This window comes from Candidatus Binataceae bacterium, assembly GCA_035508495.1.
GTDB lineage: Bacteria > Desulfobacterota > Binatia > Binatales > Binataceae > JASHPB01.
In genome coordinates this window covers 23,846-41,563 of the sequence record DATJMX010000046.1, presented here as the reverse complement: position 1 = coordinate 41,563, position 17,718 = coordinate 23,846, and the positions used below count along the sequence as shown (strand labels likewise).

Below are 17,718 nucleotides of genomic sequence, written 5' to 3'. Positions count from 1 at the left end.
GTCAAGAGCGCCAAGCAGGGCATGCCCACGCCCCACCTTGCGGTCCGCCGTATCGCATCGGTACAACGTTGAGCCATGGCTTCGGCCGCGATAGTTGAGGCGCGCGACAACCGCTCCGCGATGCTGCGCCTGATGCGGCCGCATCAGTGGGTCAAGAACGCGCTGGTGCTGGCGGCACTGGTGTTTGCAAAGCGGATGTTCGTGCCGCACGACCTGGCGCTGGGCATCCTCGGCTTCATCGCGTTCTGTGCGCTCTCGAGCACGGCCTACGTGATCAATGACATCGTCGATCGCGAGGCTGATCGGCTGAACCCCGAAAAGCGCGACCGCCCGATCGCGCGCGGCGACGTAAGCGTCGAGGCGGGCCGGCGGCTGGCGCTTGCGCTGGGCGCCTTCGCGGTAATTCTCAGCGCGTTCATCGGCCGCGACTTCGTTGGGATTGTGCTCCTCTATGCGATCCTGCAAGTGACGTATTCGCTATGGGCCAAGCGCGTGATGATCGTCGATATAATCGCGGTCGCGCTGGGCTTCGTGATTCGGGCATTCGCCGGCGGCGCGGCGATCGGCGCCGAAGTGTCGCCGTGGCTCGCATTCATCACCTTCGTGCTGGCGCTATTGCTGGTGCTGGGACGCCGGCGCCATGAGCTGATCGCGCTCGGCGATGCGGCAACCGCGCATCGCGGCGCGCTCGAATTCTACAGCGTGCGGCTGATCGATCAGATGATCTCGATTGTCGCCGGCGCGACCCTTGTCGGCTACATGATCTACACGGCATCGGTTGAGGTCGAAACCAAGCTCGGCACCAAACATCTGTACTTGACGGTGCCGTTCGTCGCGTTCGGAATCCTGCGCTACCTGTATCTCATCGACGAGCGCAACGAAGGCGGCGATCCCGCGCGGCTGCTACTTAGCGACGCGCCGCTAATGCTGTCGGTCATTCTCTGGATCCTGACCGACCTGGCCTTGCTCTATCTTTAGGAATCGCGCGCTGGGTCAGTACGACGGCAGTATACTGCTCCGTGCGCGGCTCTGGAACGGATTCTGGCCGAATGGGCTTCGGCCCAGCGAACCAAGTCCACCAAGAGTCAGCTGGAACTGGAATTGGACTTCGTTCGGATTGTACGACTGAATCAAGGCCATATCCGCCGCCCAGCAATCGCATGACGATTTGAGCCGCGCACCGTACTCAGCGTCGAGCAGCCGGCCGGCAGAGAAGTCGTAGCTCGGGCCGAAATACGCCCCCAGATATTTGAAGATATCGGTATAAGCGCGCGCGCTTCCGTACTGAGTGCCACTGCGGCTCGTGCTCTGGATGACCGTGTTTTGCGAATTGACGTAGTTGTACGAGAACTGCAGGAACGAGCCCTCGAGCGAGCGACCCATGTATACCTTCGGTCGATTTTCCGCGCTGGCGCTCCAAGGCGGCTGCAAATTCACGAACACGCTGCTGTAGGTGATTCCGGCATGGCCGCGCGGGTTGTAGTCGACCTCAGAACCCCCAGACGCGATCGAAGTCGGATAGACTGACATGATTCCCTGCAGGTCCGAGATATGCGACGAGTCGACGGAGATATCATGCGACGGATCGTACGCCTGCTGGATCGTCAACTCGCCCAGCTCGTCAACATGCTCGCCATCGCGGATGCTCTGGCCGGTCCCCTGCGGTATCAGATTGAAATCGTTGCCCTGCTGATTGTATGGGCCAACGATCGGCCCGTTCTCCGAAGGCATCAAGTCAGGTGCCTGGTCGGTGTCCTCGGTGCTCGGCTTGTTCTTGACCTTGGCGAACAGGCGAGTAGTGAAGCCGTAGGTCACAAGGCTCCGCGACTCCATACGATCGTTCTGATCCCACAAAGGCGTGTTGCTCTGGTTAATGCGCGGCACGTAGCTGTAGTCGACGAACGGTTCGATAGTGTTTTTGAGCTTCTCGACCGAGGTCCCGTTGATATTGAAGACGCGGTCCAGGACGGTCGAGATTCCCGTCGACATAAACGGGATGGCGCGCGCTTGCCATTGAGTCGTGAGCGGAGCGCCGAGTGATACGCCGTTGTTATAAACGAGCCCGTCGCTACCGACCGGTGTGATATTGAGCAGATTCCCGCGCGATTCCCATACGTTCGCGAGCACGCCCGCCGAACCATAGAGGGTCGCATAGTCGCCCAAACGCACGGGCAGCGTGTATTGCGGCGTCGCGTTGAAGCGCCAGCCGCTCTGTCCTTCGTTGCGATAGAAATTCGTGACGTCGGCGTCGTAGTCGAAAAAGCCGAAACCGGTCGGCATCTGCTCCCTGCCGATCAGCGTCGCGGCCGGCAGACGCTGAAGCGCAAACGTCTGCGGCTGGATCAAGTCCTGATTGAAGGTACCTTCGATGTTGGCGTAGCCGTCCTCGTACGAGTCGAGGACGCCGAAGTGCGACGTCGCGTCGCGCAACGAAGCGAAGTTGTTGCCGAAGCCGCGCGACAGTGTCCACGTGTTCATTTCGCGCAGTTCGAGCGCGTCGCTGACCGTGATCGCGTCTCCGTAAAGGGTCAGGTCGTCGGTAAGATGCTGCCGCGCCATCGCGATTCCGTCCCAGCGATTCTGCGGGATGGTGGGATTTGCGATCTGGTTATCGACAATGTCTTCCTGGCGATTGCCATTGGTGCGCATCGCCTCGTTGTAGTAAGCAGCATCGCCCCAGAAATAATCGTCGGCGCCGTTGGTGAGGCGATATTCACCGAGGCCGCCAACGCGCTGCGAAGTCTCGAGGTCGAACGCGACCGTCGCATCGGAGCTCTTGTTGATCGCCAAATAATAAGGCTGGAAATACTGGAAACCGCGCAATCCCGACTCGCCTTCGCGGCTCGATAGCAGACCACTGTGACGGGTCGTATCGGCCGGGAACGTTGCGTACGGCATCTTCATGATCGGCACGCCCAACACGTCGAAACCCGCCCCGTGCGCGGTGCCGCTGCCGCCGACACCAACGTCCATCTGGTCGGCCGTGATCGACCAATCGGGGGTGTCCTTGCGGCATCCGCAGGTCGTGAAGAATCCCTTGGTAATTGCGTAGTTCTGGCCTTCGAGTTTCTCAACCTTCTGCCCGGCCAGATGATAGGTATTCTGTTTGGCAAAGACCTTCGCGTCGTACAGCACCAGCGTCTCGCGATTGAGGTCGATACTCGCCTTGGTTGCCCACAGCTCGACCTCGGGATCGACAAGATGAACGTTGCCAGTGGCTACGGCCTGACGCTGGCGGCGATAGACCTGGATTTGATCGGCCTTCAGGATACTGCCGCCCTGCGTCATGACGGCGTCGCCCTTGACCGTGAATACGTCGTTTCTGGAATCGAAGATCGTTTCCTGGCCGGTGACGTTAACCGGTTCTTCATGTTCGGCGCTAACTGAACCAGGAAGGGCAGCGCCGCCCGTGTTGCTGCCGAGTTGGGCCGCGGCGAGCGATGGCCTCCACGCGAGAGTGGCCAAAATCGCGACTAGCCAGAGTTTTTTATACGCCCGCCTCAGGAAACAACCCGCTTCGGCCCTCACGGGCCAGGAAGTACGGATAAACTTCGCCGATAAGATACACGGAACCTGTTACAAGCGCCACTTCGTCGGGCTCCAATTGAGAGAGCAGCGTCGCGACGGCCTCGAGCGGCTCGCGAATAACGCGCGTCGGCACCTGATGCGCGAAATGCGGCGCGAGATTTTCAGGATCGAGCGGCCGCTTGGGCTTCACTTTGGTCAGGGTTACATCGCGCACGCGCGGCGCGAGCATCGCGGCCATCCGCTGCCATTCCTTGTCCGCGAGGCAGCCGAAAATCAGCCGCGGCTTGATCGTCGGACCGAGCTCGACGGCCAGCGTCTCGAGCAGCGCCGCAATACTCATCTCATTGTGCGCGCAATCGAGAATCACCAACGGGCGGCGCGACACGACGTCGAAGCGCCCCGGCCAATACATCTCGCGCAGCCCCTGGCGGATATGCGGCTCGTCGATCTTCCAGCCGAGCGCGCGCAGGGCCTCGACGGCCGCGATCGCGATCGCCGCGTTCTCGTGCTGAAACGGCCCGGCAAGAGCGAGCTCGACCCCGTTGAGGTTCAGTCCGAGGCCCTGGTAGTCGATCCGATGCGCCGGGGCATGCGAGGTGAAGCTGAAGTCGCGATCGATGAGACGCACCGCCGAGCGCCGCTGACCGGCGATCGAAGTCAGCGTCGTGCGCGCTTCCGGATCGCGCGCGCCAATCACGACAGGCACATCATTCTTGATGATCCCGCCCTTCTCCGACGCGATCGCGGGAATCGTATGCCCCAGGTACTCCATGTGATCGAAGCCAATCGGCGTGATCACGCTCAGGATCGGCATTACGACGTTGGTCGAGTCGAGGCGTCCGCCGAGCCCCGTTTCGATCACAGCGATATCGACGTTCTCCTCGGCGAAATAAAGAAACATCAGCGCGACGGTGAACTCGAAAAACGTCAGCGCCATGTTGGCGCCATCGAAGATCGCGCGCAGGCGTTCGATGTAATCGAGCATCCGCGCGGCCGGAACCTCCGCGCCGTTGATCCGCGTGCGTTCGGAAAGATTCACCAGGTGCGGCTTGGTATAGAGCCCGACACGCAAACCCGCGGCGCGCAGCACGCTGTCGAGCATCGCAGCGACGGAGCCTTTGCCCTTGGTGCCCGCGATATGTACCGCGCGCAGCCGTTTGTGCGGATTCCCGATGAGAGCGAGAGCATTCTCCATCCGCTCGAGCTTGTAGATTTCGCCACGCGCCTCGAGCGAGTAGAGCCAATCAAGAGTCTTAGTTAGCCGTTCCATCCGGCCCGAATTTTACCGGCCCCATCGGACGCAAGGAAGGCAGCGGGGGGACGCCCAAACCGTTTTCCACTGGCCGCTTCAAATATCTCTGACTTAGTGCCGTTCGTGCCTTCGTGGTGAGTCTTCTTTCTGTCTCCGTATTTAGAGCGCCGGACGCCCCTTCACGCTCCCCTACTTCCTCTTCGCTTCCGATGCTTTCGCGACACTGCGTTTGCGGGTCAGCATCGAGAGCAGGCGGGCGAGCGTGAATCTCATCTGATGTCGCGGCACGATCGCGTCGAGCATCCCGTGCGCAAGCAGGAACTCGGCGCGCTGGAAGTCGTCGGGCAGTTGCTGATTCGTCGTCTGCTGGATAACGCGGCGGCCGGCGAATCCGATCAGCGCGCCCGGCTCGGAAATGTTGAGATCGCCGAGCATCGCATACGATGCGGCCACGCCGCCGGTCGTCGGATCGCATAGCACGGCGATATACGGCAGGCGCGCGTCGCGCAGCCGCGCGATCGCCGCGGATACCTTCGCCATCTGCATCAAGGAGAGTGCACCTTCTTGCATCCGCGCGCCGCCCGATGCGACGAAAACAATCACCGGCAATTTTTTCTGCGTCGCCACATCGAACAGGCGCGCGATTTTCTCGCCCACGACGACGCCCATGCTGCCGCCCATGAATTCGAAATCCATGATCGCGAGCGCGAGCGGAATCTGCTCGATTTTCGCGAGGCCCACGACCACCGCGTCGTTGCGGCCGCTCTCAGCGCGGGCCTGCGCGAGCCGCGCCGGATAAGGTTTGCTATCGACGAAGCCGAGTGGGTCGCCGATCGCGAGGTCGGCAAACATCTCGCGCCAGGAGCCGCGATCGGCCGTGATCGCGAGGCGCTGACTGACAGTTAACCGAAAATGATGCCCGCACTTGAGGCACACGTTCAGGTTGCGCTCGACTTCCTTGCGAAACGCCATCTCTCTGCAGCCGGGGCACTTCGACCAGATCTCGTCGCTCGCCGCCTGCTGCGCCTGGGTTGCCATTTGTCGCTCAGCCATCGGTTTGCTCCATCCGGGTTGCGTGCCCGCCGCGCGCCTGCCGCATCGCAGCCTTCATCGCGCCAACCATCTCGCCAACCGCGCTGACCATCTCGGGCGACTTGCCGTGTTTTTCGATCACCAGCGAAATCGCGCTGCCGACCGCGACCGCATCGGCGAAGGTCGCCACCTGCGCCGCCTGCTCAGGAGTCGAGATGCCGAAGCCGACGCCGAGCGGCAGATCGGTTACCGGGCGCAGCGCATCAATATGATCTTTCAGGTCGGTCGGAAGCTGCGCACGCGCGCCGGTCACACCAGCGACCGCCACATAATAAAGGAACCCGCTGGCATTGCGGACAACCTTGCGGCTGCGTTCGAGCGGCGTCGTCGGCGCGAGCAGATAAATGATATCGAGGCCGTTCGCATGCGCGGGGCGCGCGAGCTCCCCCGCTTCCTCCGGCGGCAGATCGACCACCAGCAGCGCATCGATTCCCGCCTTGGCGGCGTCGGCGCAAAGACGCTCAGGTCCATAGTGAAAAATCGGATTGTAGTAGCCGAACAGCACGATTGGGATCTGCGTTTCGTGCCGCAACTCGCTGACCATCGAGAGGATCGCCGCGAGCGAGGCGCCTGCGCCGAGGCCTCGCGCGATTGCGCGCTGATTGGCGGGACCGTCGGCCATCGGATCTGAAAACGGCACGCCCAGCTCGATAATATCGGCGCCGCGCGCTTCGAGCTCGAGCACCAGCCGCCGCGTCGCATCGAGATCGGGATCGCCCGCGACGATAAACGGCACCAGCGCCGCCTCGTTGCGTGCGCGAAGCTCCTTGAACCTGGCCGCGATTCTTTTCGTATGAGCCATCAGAGCGAAACTCCAAATGCGCTCGCGACGGTCTGCATGTCCTTGTCGCCGCGGCCCGAGAGATTGACGATCATGATTTGTTCCTTCGACAGCGTCGGCGCGAGCTTGAACGCATGCGCGAGGGCGTGCGCGCTTTCCAGTGCCGGAATAATGCCCTCGTTCTCCGACAGCGTTTTGAGCGCGTCGAGCGCCTCGGCATCGGTAACGGAGTGGTACTCGGCGCGCCCGCTATCCTTCAGATAAGAATGCTCGGGGCCAACGCCGGGGTAGTCGAGGCCCGCCGCGATCGAATGCGTCTCGCGCACCTGCCCAAGCTCGTCCTGCAGCAGATAGCTCTTGCTGCCGTGCAGCACTCCGACCTGGCCGAGCGCCATCGTCGCGGCATGCATCGGACCGCTGATACCGAGGCCCGCGGCCTCGACGCCGACGAGGCGCACATTCTTGTCCTTGATGAACGGATAGAAAATTCCGATCGCGTTGGAGCCGCCGTTGACGCACGCGACCAGCACGTCGGGCAGGCGCCCTTCCTTCTTGATCACCTGGCGGCGCGCTTCGTTGCCGATCACGCACTGAAGGTCGCGCACGATCATCGGGTACGGATGCGGTCCTGCGGCGCTGCCGATCAGGTAGTAAGTGTTGCTCACGGTTGCGATCCAGTCGCGAATCGCCTCGTTCATCGCGTCCTTGAGGCTGCGGCTGCCGGCATCGACACTGGTCACTTTCGCCCCGAGCAGCTTCATACGAAAGACGTTGAGCGCCTGGCGCTCGACGTCGACCGCGCCCATGAAGACTTCGCACTCGCGCTGGAAGAGCGCCGCCATCGTCGCAGTCGCGACGCCATGCTGTCCGGCGCCGGTTTCGGCCGTGATGCGTGTCTTCTTCATCCTGACAGCTAGCAGAGCTTGACCGAGAGTGTTGTTCACCTTGTGCGCGCCGGTGTGGCAGAGGTCCTCGCGCTTCAGGTAAATCTTCGCGCCGCCGAACTTCGCGGTGAGGTTCTCGCACAGGTAGAGCGGCGTGGGACGGCCGACGTACTCGCGCGAGCGCTCGGCCAGCTCCTTGCGAAAGGCCGGGTCGCGCCGCGCGTCCTTGTAGGCCTGCTCGAGCTCGAACAGCGCCGGCATCAGAATTTCGGCCACATATTTTCCGCCGAACTGGCCGAAGTGGCCGTGGCTATCGGGTAGATTTGGCATTCGCGATGAAACTCCTCATCTTGTCATGATCCTTGATGCCGGGCGCCGACTCGACCCCGCTCGCGCAATCGACGGCATGGGGATGCAGCGCGGCGGCCTCCGCAACGTTGTCGGGATTCAGGCCACCGGCAACGAACACGCGGCTCAAATCGAGACCGCGCAAACGCTCGAGCGCAACGCGATGGCCCGTACCGCCGAACAGTTTCGAATCAAACGCGTCGAGCAGGATGTAATCGGCTATGCCGCTTGCGAGATCGATCGCCTGCTCGGGCTTGATGCGCAGCGCGCGGATGACAGGAACGTCCCAGCCTTGCACCGCGTCGTCAGGCTCGTTGCCAGAGAACTGGAGCAGGTCGAGCGCAAACTCGCGGCGGCGTTGTTCGACGTAATCGCGAGGCGCATCGACGAAAACGCCGACGACGCGCGCGCGACCGCCGATCGCATCGCGCACTGCGCGCGCCTTGTCACCGATATAACGCGGAGTCTTTGCGTAAAAGTTGATCCCGATGAAGTCGGTACCGAATTCGATCGCGGCGAGCGCGTCTTCCACGCGCGTGATTCCACAGATTTTCACGCGCGTGGTCATCTTACTTATGCGCCTCGGTGCGCGAGCGCGAGTTGAGCAGCTCCGCGAGATGCGCGCGCGGATTACCGCCGCGCAGCAGGCTCTCGCCGATCAAAAAGGCGCGCGCTCCGGCGTTGTAGAGTCGCTCGATGTCAACGGCAGTGTTGATGCCGCTCTCCGCGACTACGAGCGCATCGCCGCGATAGCTCGCGAGCAGCCGCTCCGTCACTGCTATATCGGTGACGAAGGTATGCAGGTCGCGATTGTTGATGCCGATGAGCTTTGTGTCGATGCCCTGCGCGAATTTGAATTCCTCGTTGTTGTGAACTTCGACGAGCGTTGCAAGCCCAAGCTCCGACGCGAGCGCGGCGAGACTTCGCACCTCGTCATGCGAGAGCATCGCAGCAATCAGCAAAATACAATCTGCGTCCGCCGCGCGCGCTTCGTAGACCTGGTACGGATCGAACATGAAGTCCTTGCGCAGCAGCGGGATCGAAACCGCGCCCCGCACCGCGCGCAAATCGTCGAGCGTGCCCTTGAAGTGCCGGTCGGTGAGCACGGAAATCGCGGCTGCGCCGGTATCGGCGTAATCGCGAGCCACCGCGATCGGATCGAGGCCGGGCAGGATATCGCCCTTGCTCGGCGAGGCGCGCTTGATCTCGGCGATTATCGCGAGCGGCTTGTGCTTGAGCGCGCCAACGAAGTCGCGCGGCACCGGCATTTTCATCGCCATTTCTTTGATCTGTTCAAGCGGCACCGCTTGCTTGCGCTGGTCGAGCTCGACGCGCTTGGCCGCGTAGATACTATCGAGCATCGAGCTCATGACTGAGTCACCTGGCTCGCCTGCTTCATCTTTTCAATCACTCCCAAAGCACTTCCCGACGCAATTACCTCGAAAGCTCGCGCGACGCCGTCCGCGAGCGACTTCGCTTTGCCGAAGAGATAAATTGCCGCGCCGGCATTGAGCGCGAGTACATCCTGCGCAGGCCCTCTACCACCCGCAAGAGCGGTGCGCATCATGTGTACGGCGTCGTCGAGATCACGGACGACCAGTGCGCGAATATCGCCGCGCTCGATCCCGAACTGCTCCGGCGTGACTTCGTATTCCACGATCGATCTATCCTCGCGAACCTCGGCGATACGAGTCGGCCCGGCGAGCGAGATCTCATCGACGCCGCCCTGCCCATGTACGACCATCGCGCGCCGCGTTCCGAGCGCAACGAGAGTCTTCGCCATCCCCATGATGAGTCCCGGATCGGCGACGCCAAACAAATGATAATGCGGGCGCGCGGGGCTTCCGAGTGCGCCAATTAAATTGAAAATCGTGCGGATGCGAAGCTCGCGCCGCAGCGGCGCCAGGCGGCGAAGACCAGGATGATACGCGGGCGCGAAAATCAGACAGCAGCCGGCGGAATCGAGGCTGCGCAAAAGGCCGGCGGGATCGAGATCGATCTTGATCCCCATCGCTTCGAGCAGATCCGCGGTGCCGACCGTGCCGCTGATCGCGCGATTGCCATGCTTCGCAACCGGCACTCCCGCGGCCGCCGCGATGAGCGCCGCGCCGGTGGAAATATTGAAGGTGCTCGCTCCATCTCCCCCCGTGCCGCAGGTGTCAAGCACCTCGCCGTCACGCAGATTCAGCGGCACCGCACGCTTCAGCATCGCGCGCACCGCGCCGGTCATCTCACCCGCTTCGGCGCCTTTGACTTTGAGCGCGACGAGAAATCCTCCCACGACAGCGTCGGGAACCTCGCCGTCCATGATCTCGCCGAATACGCGTTCAGCTTCGGCGTCGGTGAGCGTGCGGCCTTCGATCGCCGCGACCAGCGCGTCGTGGGCAAAGCTCATTTCGCGTACCGATCGAGAAAGTTCCTTAAAAGATGCTTGCCTTCGAAGGTCAAGATCGATTCGGGATGAAACTGCACGCCCTCGATCGGAAACTCGCGATGCCTGAGCCCCATGATCTCGTCCTCAGCCGTGCGCGCGCTGACTTCGAGATGCGCGGGCAGCGTGGCGTTCTCGACGATCAGCGAATGATAGCGCATCGCATCGAACGGCTCGGGCAGTCCCTCGAAGATTGTCTTGTTGTCATGAATGACCGGGGAAGTCTTGCCGTGCATCAGGCGCGCCGCGCGCACGACCTTGCCGCCGAACGCCTCGCCGATGCATTGATGGCCGAGGCACACGCCGAGAATCGGAATCTCACCCGCCATCTCCTTCAAGAGCCGCACGGAGATGCCGGCCTCGGCGGGAGTGCACGGCCCCGGCGAGATAACGACCGCCTTGGGATGCAGCGCGCGCACGCCGCTCACATCGATCGCGTCGTTGCGCTTCACGACGACGTCGGCGCCGAGCTCGCCCAGATACTGCACGAGGTTGTAGGTGAACGAGTCGTAGTTATCGATCATCACGATTCGCGGTGCTTTCGATGACATCGCTTTACCTCCGCGCCTCGGCTTCGAGGTCGCGCGCCGCTTGCAGCGCACGGACCATCGCGCGCGCCTTGTTGACGGACTCCTCGAACTCGGCGCCGGGATCGGAATCGGCCACGACGCCGCCGCCCGCCTGCATGTAAACGCGATTGTTCTTGATCAGCAGCGTGCGCAGCGCGATCGCGGTGTCGGTATTGCCGGTGAAGCTGAAGTAACCGACCGCGCCCGCATAGACGCCGCGGCGCATCGTTTCAAGCTCGTCGATAATCTGCATGGCGCGAATCTTCGGCGCACCAGACACCGTGCCCTGCGGGAACGTAGCTGCGAACGCATCGAACGCATCGAGGCCCTCGCGCAGCTTGCCCACGACGTTCGACACGATATGCATCACGCTATAGTAGCGCTCGACGACCATCAGCTCCGTGACTTTGACCGAGCCGATATCGGACACGCGGCCGACGTCGTTGCGCCCGAGATCGACGAGCATCACGTGCTCGGCGCGCTCCTTGGGATCGGCGAGCAGCTCTTCTTCCATCGCCTTATCTTCGGCCTCCGTCACCCCGCGGCGGCGCGTGCCCGCGATCGGCCGCAGCGTTACGTCGCGGCCTTCGACTCGAACCATCACCTCGGGCGACGCTCCAACGATCGTGTGATCGCCGAGCCGCAGATAAAACATGTAGGGCGACGGATTGATGGTGCGCAGGCTGCGATAGATGTTGAATGGATGCGCCGTCAGGGGAGCCTCGAAGCGCTGCGACGGCACCACCTGGATGATATCGCCCGCCGCGATGTATTCCTTGGCCGCCGCGACCATCGCCATGTAACCTTCGCGGGTTTGATTCGACGTGATCGTCGCATCGCTGGCTATCGGGGCAGTCGCGGCCTCGGGATGCGGCAGCACAGCAGGACCTTTCAGCCGCTCGATGATGTTATCGATTTTGACGCGCCCGCTTTCATAGGCAAGATGCGTCGTCGCGAACTCCTCGATAGGAACGTTGGCGATGATCTTCAGCGTCTGCCGCACGTTGTCGAAGCACAGCATCGTGTCGGTGAACATCAGGTATAGATCGGGAACACCGAGATCGTCGTGCGCGGTTTCAGGAATCTTCTCGAAGCACCGCACGATGTCATAGGCGAGAAATCCCACGGCTCCGCCTGAGAAGCGCGGCAGAGTCGGCAACTCGGGCGAACGGAGGCGCTTGACCTCGGCGCGCAACTCCTCGAAAGCGTTGGTGATCGATCGCACCTCGACGCCGCGGCCGGGCCTGATGATGTCCATCCGGTTCTTGCGCGCGCGAATGACTATCGAGGGTTCCGAGCCGAGAAAGGTGTAGCGCCCCCACTTCTCGCCGCCGCGCACGCTCTCGAGCAGGAAGGCATAGTCCTCGCGCGCGACCTTGAGGAATGCCGAAACGGGCGTCTCGAGATCGGCGGCGACCTCGCGAAAGACCGGGATCAGATTGAATCCCTGTTTCGCGAGATCTTCGAATTCGCGCTCGCTCGGTGTCAGCATCGTACTTCTCCCACTTCAAATCCTTTCGTCGTCCGCGCCGCTTGCAAAAACAAAAGGGCCGCGGGTTTTTGCGCCCGCGGCCCTTCCAGAATTCGGTCTTTTGGTTGAAACGGTTACCAGACCGGCGCGCAAGCGGGGGCATCGACGTGCCGACGCCACCAAGCCTTACGCGATTGTCCAGCAGTTCCTTTCATTGTTGCCCAGAAAGTATCACCGTCACACGGAGCGTTGTCAATCCCAACTTTTCAACAGCTTCAGTGCGACGTTGTGTACGCTTGCCGATACTGATCGCGGAGCTTGTCCTGCGCGGCTTTCGCTTCTTCCTCGCTATAGTAGGGGCCGACGCGAACGCGATACCAAGTCTGACCGCCCAGGGTCGTCTGATACGATTGCGCGTTGTAGCCGAGACTCTTGAGCCGCGCCACCATCGCATCGGCGCCGCTCTTATCCATCACCGCTTCAACCTGGATGTTGAATCCCTTTTTGTTGGCCGGAGGAGCTGCGACAGGCGGAGGTGCTACAGCGGGCGCAGGCTCGCTGACTGAGGCGCTATCTTCATCCTCGTCCTCGTCCTGAGTCGCAACCGCGCGCGGCTTGAGCATCGTGCGAGGCCGCGCCGCAGTCGCAACTGTCGCTTCGCCGCCGATCGGCGTCGCGCGTACACGAGGCTTTCCATGCCACGCCGCCGATGGAATCGTGACCGGCGCGGGAGGTGGAGCGGCTTCGGCAACCGAAGGCGCCGGGGCTGGATTGGAGGGAACTGCGGCGATCGACGCAGACGCAGCACTGCTCGCCGAAGCTGGCGAATTGGGCAGTGGATAAGCTGTGGATATTTGGTTGATGTCGGGCTGGTTCTGCTTGGCCATTTCGTAGCCCGCTACCAGTCCGAGCCCGAACACGGCGCACGAGAGTCCCAGCACACCCGCGACGATTAAGAACGCCCCGCCTGCTTTGATTTCGAATCGCATCCCCGCCTCACATCCGCTCCGGTGCACTTACACCGAGTAGTCCCAGCCCACCTGCGAACGCGGCTCGTAAAATATCCGCCAGGAACATCCGCGCCAGACTCAAATCCCGGTCCGGCGAAATTATACGATTCGAGGGCTTGTTGTAGTAGCGATGGAACTCGCCGGCCAGCTCGAGCAGATAGAAAGGAATGCGATGTGGCTCGAGCGCTTCGGCTGCCGCCGTCATCACGTCGGGCAATGCGACGGCGCGCTTTGCGAGTTCCAGCTCTTCGGCTGATAACAGTGCGAGATCAGTTGCCGACGTATCGGTAGGCAGCGCGAGCTCGACCTTGGCGGCCTCGCGAAACACGCTCGCGAGGCGCGCGTGCGCGTATTGCACGTAGAACACCGGATTCTCCGGTGCCTGCTTGCGCGCGAGGTCGAGATCGAAATCGAGATGGCTGTCGGATTTGCGGAACAGGAAGAAAAATCGCACCACGTCCGGACCGACTTCGTCGATCAATTCGTCGAGCGTGACGTAGGTCGCCTTGCGCGTGGACATCTTCACTTTCTCGCCGCCGCGCGTCAGCGTCACGAACTGGTAGATGATCGCCTTGATCGACGTGGTGTCGTGGCCGAGCGCCTTGACCGCGGCGACGACCTGCTGATGCTCCGCGATATGGTCGGCGCCGAACACGTCAACGATCAGATCGAAGCCGCGCTCGAGCTTCTCGATATGATACGCGATGTCGGGCGTGCGATAGGTCGGCTGCCGATCCGGCCCCGATCGCACCAGGACCGCATTCTTCGCAAGACCCAGCGGCTCGGCGCGCAGCCAGATCGCGCCGTCCTCCTCGACCGTCAGGTCGCGCTTCTTGAGCTCCTCGAGGACGGAATCGACCCTGCCGTCGTTCATCAGGTCGAGCTCATTCGTAAAACGATCGAAGTGAATCTTCAGACGATCGCAGGTGCGATTGATATCGGCAAATATCGATTTGACCGCAGCCTGGCGGAACACGTCGAGGTCCGTTACTTCGAGCAGCTTCTCGCCCTGAACCTTCACCAGCTCGCGCGCGATGTCCGCGATATATTCGCCCTGGTAGCCATCCTCGGGCAGCGTCGCGTCGCGGCCAAGCGCTTGCAGGTATCGCACCCGCACCGACTCGCCAAGCAGCTTCATCTGGCGGCCGCCGTCATTGAAGTAGTACTCGCGGGTCACGGCGAATCCTGCCGCTTCGTAAAGACGCGACACCGCATCGCCCAGCACAGCATTGCGGCCGTGGCCGACAGTCAGCGGCCCGGTGGGATTCGCGGAAAGAAATTCGACTTGAATCTTGTCGCCGGCGCCGGGGCGAATCTGGAATTTGCGCGGCTTCCAGAAATTCGCGGCGACGCGAGCGGCGCGGCGCATCTCGCTATGCCAGTACGCCGGCGCCATCCGAAAATTGATGAAGCCGGGACCGGCGATACTGACCTCGCTTACCTCGGCGGGCAATTCGATGTGCGACTTGATCGCTTCGGCGATTGCGCGCGGCGCTTTGCCTTCCGCACGCGCGAGCGCGAGTGCGATATTGCTCGCCGCATCGCCGTGTGCGGGATCCTTTGGAGCCTCAATAGTGATCGGCGGACTTTGCGAGGCGAGCTTTCCCGACGCATGCGCACGTTCAATCGCGGCGCCGAGGATCGAAACGATAAGCTCCTTCATTCGCTCTAGATCATTATCGTGGCAGATACCGCTCGACGTGTTAAGGCGAAGCTTCCACGGCAATCGACAGAGCGGCCTGCACGAGTCTTACAACTTCATTTCGTCTTCTCCGCCCACGCGGGATCGTACGACAGCGTCGGGTATCCGTTGCCGAGTTGAATCAGCACGCCGTGCGCCGAGCGCGGCGAGATGAAGGCCTCGTAGGAAGTGGGAGACCATTCGGTCTCATCGACGATTCGCACGCCCTGCGTTTTCAGCTCCGCCGCTTTGCCCTTGGAATCGGGAACGTTGAAGGTCAGGTGATGCATCCCCTCGCCCTTCTTTTCCAGGAACTTGTGCAGGAACGAATTTTCGCCGAGCGGCTCGAGCAACTCGATACAGAGGCCGTTCAACTCGAACTCGGCGAGGGTATATCCGGCGGCGGCGTTGGCGTGCTCGAACATGAACTTCGCGCCAAGGATTCCCTCGAAAAATTTGCGCGCCTCGGCGACGCTGCGCACGGCGATTCCAATATGGTCGAGCTTGCCGATCGGTTCGTTTGCCATCGTGACCTTCTCCAGGTGATGCGGTGATTCGGCGAGAGTAGCCGCAGCGCGGGCTCATCTTCAAACTTGCACTCGGGCGCGGAAACGGCGATACAAATCGCGATGCCTTCCTCATCATCGGAATGGAAGATGCCGCCGCTCGCGAAGATTTACGAGGCGCTCGGCGCGGTCGGTGACGGCCGCGTGCGCATCGTCAATGAATCGAGCGCCATCGTGACCTCCTCAACGGGAAAGAAAAGCTACAACGTGGAGACCTCGCCCGGCGGCCGCGAGATTTCGTCCAACGACAACGCCTCGTACTGGCAGAACTATCTGGGCTATCCCGGGATCGCGGTGCTGATCGCGAGGGGCTTCTATCGCGCGCCCGCCAACGTGACCGACGCGCTGGCCGGCATTCCGTGGAAGGACCTCAACACGCGCTTTCGCAACAATTACGAAAAGACACTCGCCGAAGTTGACAAGCTGGTCGAGGAAAACGGTCACGATCCCGACGCCGTCCGGTCCGAAGCCGAGGCGCTGCTCGAATATCTGAAAGAGCTGAAGCCAAAGCGCGGCAGCCGGCGCCGTCCCGCCGCTGAGAAGTCGGCATCTGGCAAATCCTGACGCGGCTGCATCATTATTAGGTATGCAGTCGTTTCCGGTGCTTCACCTGACAGGTTCGCCGCGCGAGCAGGGACGCGCGCAAGGCGCAGAGCTGCGCAAGGCGATCGCGGACGTGCGTGAGCAGTGGCGCGAGAGCCTCGCGACGCGCTTCGGCGTGCATCCTGATCTGTTCATCCGCGACCTGCTCGCCGAAACGAAATTCCTCGACGCGATCAAGCGATGGTCGCCCTCGCTCGTAGATGAGATCGAAGGAATCGCCGAAGGCAGTGGGCGTCCGCTCGACGAAACGATCGCGTTTCAATGCATGGACGAAGAATGGTGGTTCGGCACGATGCGCTATCGCAAGCCCGCGCCTCCGCCTGACAGATGCAGCATCATCGCGGTTCGCGGCGCGGCGGATCGCGCGCCGATCCTCGCGCAGAACATGGATCTGCGCGCGTACTACGACGGCGGCCAGGTCATGATCAACATCACGACCGATCGCGGTCCGCGCGCAAGCGTCATGACGATCTGCGGCATGATTGGTCTCTGCGGCGCAAACGATCACGGCCTCGGCGTGACCGTTAACACATTGTGGCAACTGCCATCGGCCGCAGACGGCCTCCCGGTCGCATGCGTGATGCGCGAGATCCTCGCCCGGCGCGACGTCGCGGAAGCGTCGAGATGGATCCGCGAACCGCGCCAGGCATCGGGCCAGCACTACCTGATCGGCGATCCGAATCACTTCGCGAGCTTCGAAGCGTCGGCGATATCAGTAAACGAAGTCGCATGGCCGGATTCGACGCCCTCCTACGCCCACACCAACCATCCACTGAGCGGAAGCAAAACACGCGTCCTCGCCGCCGAAGAAAACTCCCGCGCCCGCTACGACACGCTCTGTCAACGCATCTCGGATCGCACGCTGACAATCCACGAAGTCAAATCAGCGCTGACCGATCGCAACGGCCCGCATCCAATTTCCGTTAAACCCGAAGTATCCGACCCAATAAGCCCAATGACCTTCGCCTCGATCGTGATGGAGCTGAGCAAGCCGCCAAGAATCGAAATGACCGGCGGCCCACCCTGCTCGAATCAGTTTCGCGCGGTCGCAGCACGATAGGCGAGCTGCCTCTTCTCGATATTAATCTTCGTAGCTCGGGAACAGTTGGCCATTGGAGGTCATGCGGGCGGAACCATGAAAGAAGCCGACGTATTTCGCACCATTCGGCATCCTCACGGAGTGTCTGCTCCCCGCTGGGCGATAAACAAAGTTACCCGCCGTGACGACGCCTTCGTCATCTTCCATTGTGCCTTCGAGTACCAGCGCCCACTCGACACCGCCATGGACATGTTCAGGTATAGACGAGCCGGGCGCAGCCTCAACCAGCATCATCGCTTCCCTGGTTTCAGCGTCCTTGTAGAGGAGCTTCATTCGTAGCCCTGGAACCGTCTCGATCCAGGGCAACGCGGCCACATCGATGTAACTCGATCCCGATAGTGCGAGACGGACTGCTGCGGATTTCGGAATAACGTCGCTCATGACATTGACCACCGCCAGCTTG

General features: G+C 61.9%; 17 protein-coding genes. 3 read left to right on the top strand and 14 right to left on the bottom strand.

All coding sequences use genetic code 11. The features are described 5' to 3' along the window. Positions 1 to 75 precede the first annotated feature (75 nt). The gene (locus tag VMA09_15205) at positions 76 to 978 is read left to right on the top strand and encodes a decaprenyl-phosphate phosphoribosyltransferase (protein ID HUA34955.1); all 903 of its coding nucleotides are present in this window, start codon (positions 76 to 78) and stop codon (positions 976 to 978) included. 15 nt (positions 979 to 993) lie between these two features. Here the strand turns inward: VMA09_15205 and lptD are convergent, their stop codons facing one another. From lptD to VMA09_15140, 13 genes are all read right to left on the bottom strand, one after another. After that, positions 994 to 3,465 carry an LPS assembly protein LptD gene (gene lptD / locus VMA09_15200; GenBank protein ID HUA34954.1) on the bottom strand — a complete coding sequence of 824 codons (2,472 nt, stop codon included), beginning with the start codon at positions 3,463 to 3,465 and terminating at the stop codon, positions 994 to 996. A 22-nt stretch (positions 3,466 to 3,487) separates the two neighbouring features. Next, the gene (locus tag VMA09_15195; GenBank protein ID HUA34953.1) at positions 3,488 to 4,798 is read right to left on the bottom strand and encodes a folylpolyglutamate synthase/dihydrofolate synthase family protein; all 1,311 of its coding nucleotides are present in this window, start codon (positions 4,796 to 4,798) and stop codon (positions 3,488 to 3,490) included. 171 nt (positions 4,799 to 4,969) lie between these two features. Continuing rightward, positions 4,970 to 5,833: an acetyl-CoA carboxylase, carboxyltransferase subunit beta gene (accD, locus tag VMA09_15190; GenBank protein HUA34952.1), complete on the bottom strand. Its 864-nt coding sequence runs from the start codon at positions 5,831 to 5,833 to the stop codon at positions 4,970 to 4,972. After that, a complete protein-coding gene (trpA, locus tag VMA09_15185) occupies positions 5,826 to 6,674 on the bottom strand; it encodes a tryptophan synthase subunit alpha (protein ID HUA34951.1) in 849 nt (282 codons plus the stop codon). Before trpA ends, accD begins: the two co-directional genes overlap by 8 nt. After that, a complete protein-coding gene (gene trpB, locus VMA09_15180) occupies positions 6,674 to 7,867 on the bottom strand; it encodes a tryptophan synthase subunit beta (protein HUA34950.1) in 1,194 nt (397 codons plus the stop codon). The genes trpA and trpB overlap by 1 nt, the downstream gene beginning before the upstream one ends. Continuing rightward, a complete protein-coding gene (locus VMA09_15175) occupies positions 7,848 to 8,453 on the bottom strand; it encodes a phosphoribosylanthranilate isomerase (protein ID HUA34949.1) in 606 nt (201 codons plus the stop codon). The genes trpB and VMA09_15175 overlap by 20 nt, the downstream gene beginning before the upstream one ends. Before the next feature lies 1 nt (position 8,454). Further along, positions 8,455 to 9,255: an indole-3-glycerol phosphate synthase TrpC gene (gene trpC / locus VMA09_15170; GenBank protein HUA34948.1), complete on the bottom strand. Its 801-nt coding sequence runs from the start codon at positions 9,253 to 9,255 to the stop codon at positions 8,455 to 8,457. Continuing rightward, positions 9,252 to 10,280 (bottom strand): anthranilate phosphoribosyltransferase, encoded by a 1,029-nt coding sequence (gene trpD, locus VMA09_15165; GenBank protein ID HUA34947.1) that lies wholly within the window; start codon positions 10,278 to 10,280, stop codon positions 9,252 to 9,254. The genes trpC and trpD overlap by 4 nt, the downstream gene beginning before the upstream one ends. Next, positions 10,277 to 10,867: an aminodeoxychorismate/anthranilate synthase component II gene (locus tag VMA09_15160; GenBank protein ID HUA34946.1), complete on the bottom strand. Its 591-nt coding sequence runs from the start codon at positions 10,865 to 10,867 to the stop codon at positions 10,277 to 10,279. Before VMA09_15160 ends, trpD begins: the two co-directional genes overlap by 4 nt. A gap of 4 nt (positions 10,868 to 10,871) precedes the next feature. Further along, positions 10,872 to 12,377, bottom strand: a complete 1,506-nt coding sequence (gene trpE, locus VMA09_15155) for an anthranilate synthase component I (GenBank protein HUA34945.1) — start codon at positions 12,375 to 12,377, stop codon at positions 10,872 to 10,874. A 254-nt stretch (positions 12,378 to 12,631) separates the two neighbouring features. Next, entirely contained in the window at positions 12,632 to 13,345 is a 714-nt protein-coding gene (locus VMA09_15150) for an SPOR domain-containing protein (protein ID HUA34944.1), read from the bottom strand. Positions 13,346 to 13,352: 7 nt separating this feature from the next. Beyond that, positions 13,353 to 15,029, bottom strand: a complete 1,677-nt coding sequence (gene argS, locus VMA09_15145) for an arginine--tRNA ligase (protein ID HUA34943.1) — start codon at positions 15,027 to 15,029, stop codon at positions 13,353 to 13,355. A gap of 95 nt (positions 15,030 to 15,124) precedes the next feature. Then, positions 15,125 to 15,574, bottom strand: coding sequence for a VOC family protein (locus VMA09_15140; protein ID HUA34942.1), 450 nt, complete (start codon positions 15,572 to 15,574; stop codon positions 15,125 to 15,127). A gap of 102 nt (positions 15,575 to 15,676) precedes the next feature. On the opposite strand from VMA09_15140, the gene VMA09_15135 reads away from it, so the two are divergent. Together VMA09_15135 and VMA09_15130 are read left to right on the top strand one after the other, a co-directional pair. Continuing rightward, positions 15,677 to 16,177 (top strand): hypothetical protein, encoded by a 501-nt coding sequence (locus tag VMA09_15135; GenBank protein ID HUA34941.1) that lies wholly within the window; start codon positions 15,677 to 15,679, stop codon positions 16,175 to 16,177. Positions 16,178 to 16,199: 22 nt separating this feature from the next. Then, positions 16,200 to 17,276 carry a C45 family peptidase gene (locus tag VMA09_15130; GenBank protein ID HUA34940.1) on the top strand — a complete coding sequence of 359 codons (1,077 nt, stop codon included), beginning with the start codon at positions 16,200 to 16,202 and terminating at the stop codon, positions 17,274 to 17,276. A gap of 21 nt (positions 17,277 to 17,297) precedes the next feature. On the opposite strand, the gene VMA09_15125 is transcribed toward VMA09_15130, so the two are convergent. Continuing rightward, positions 17,298 to 17,696 (bottom strand): cupin domain-containing protein, encoded by a 399-nt coding sequence (locus tag VMA09_15125; GenBank protein HUA34939.1) that lies wholly within the window; start codon positions 17,694 to 17,696, stop codon positions 17,298 to 17,300. Positions 17,697 to 17,718: the final 22 nt, after the last annotated feature.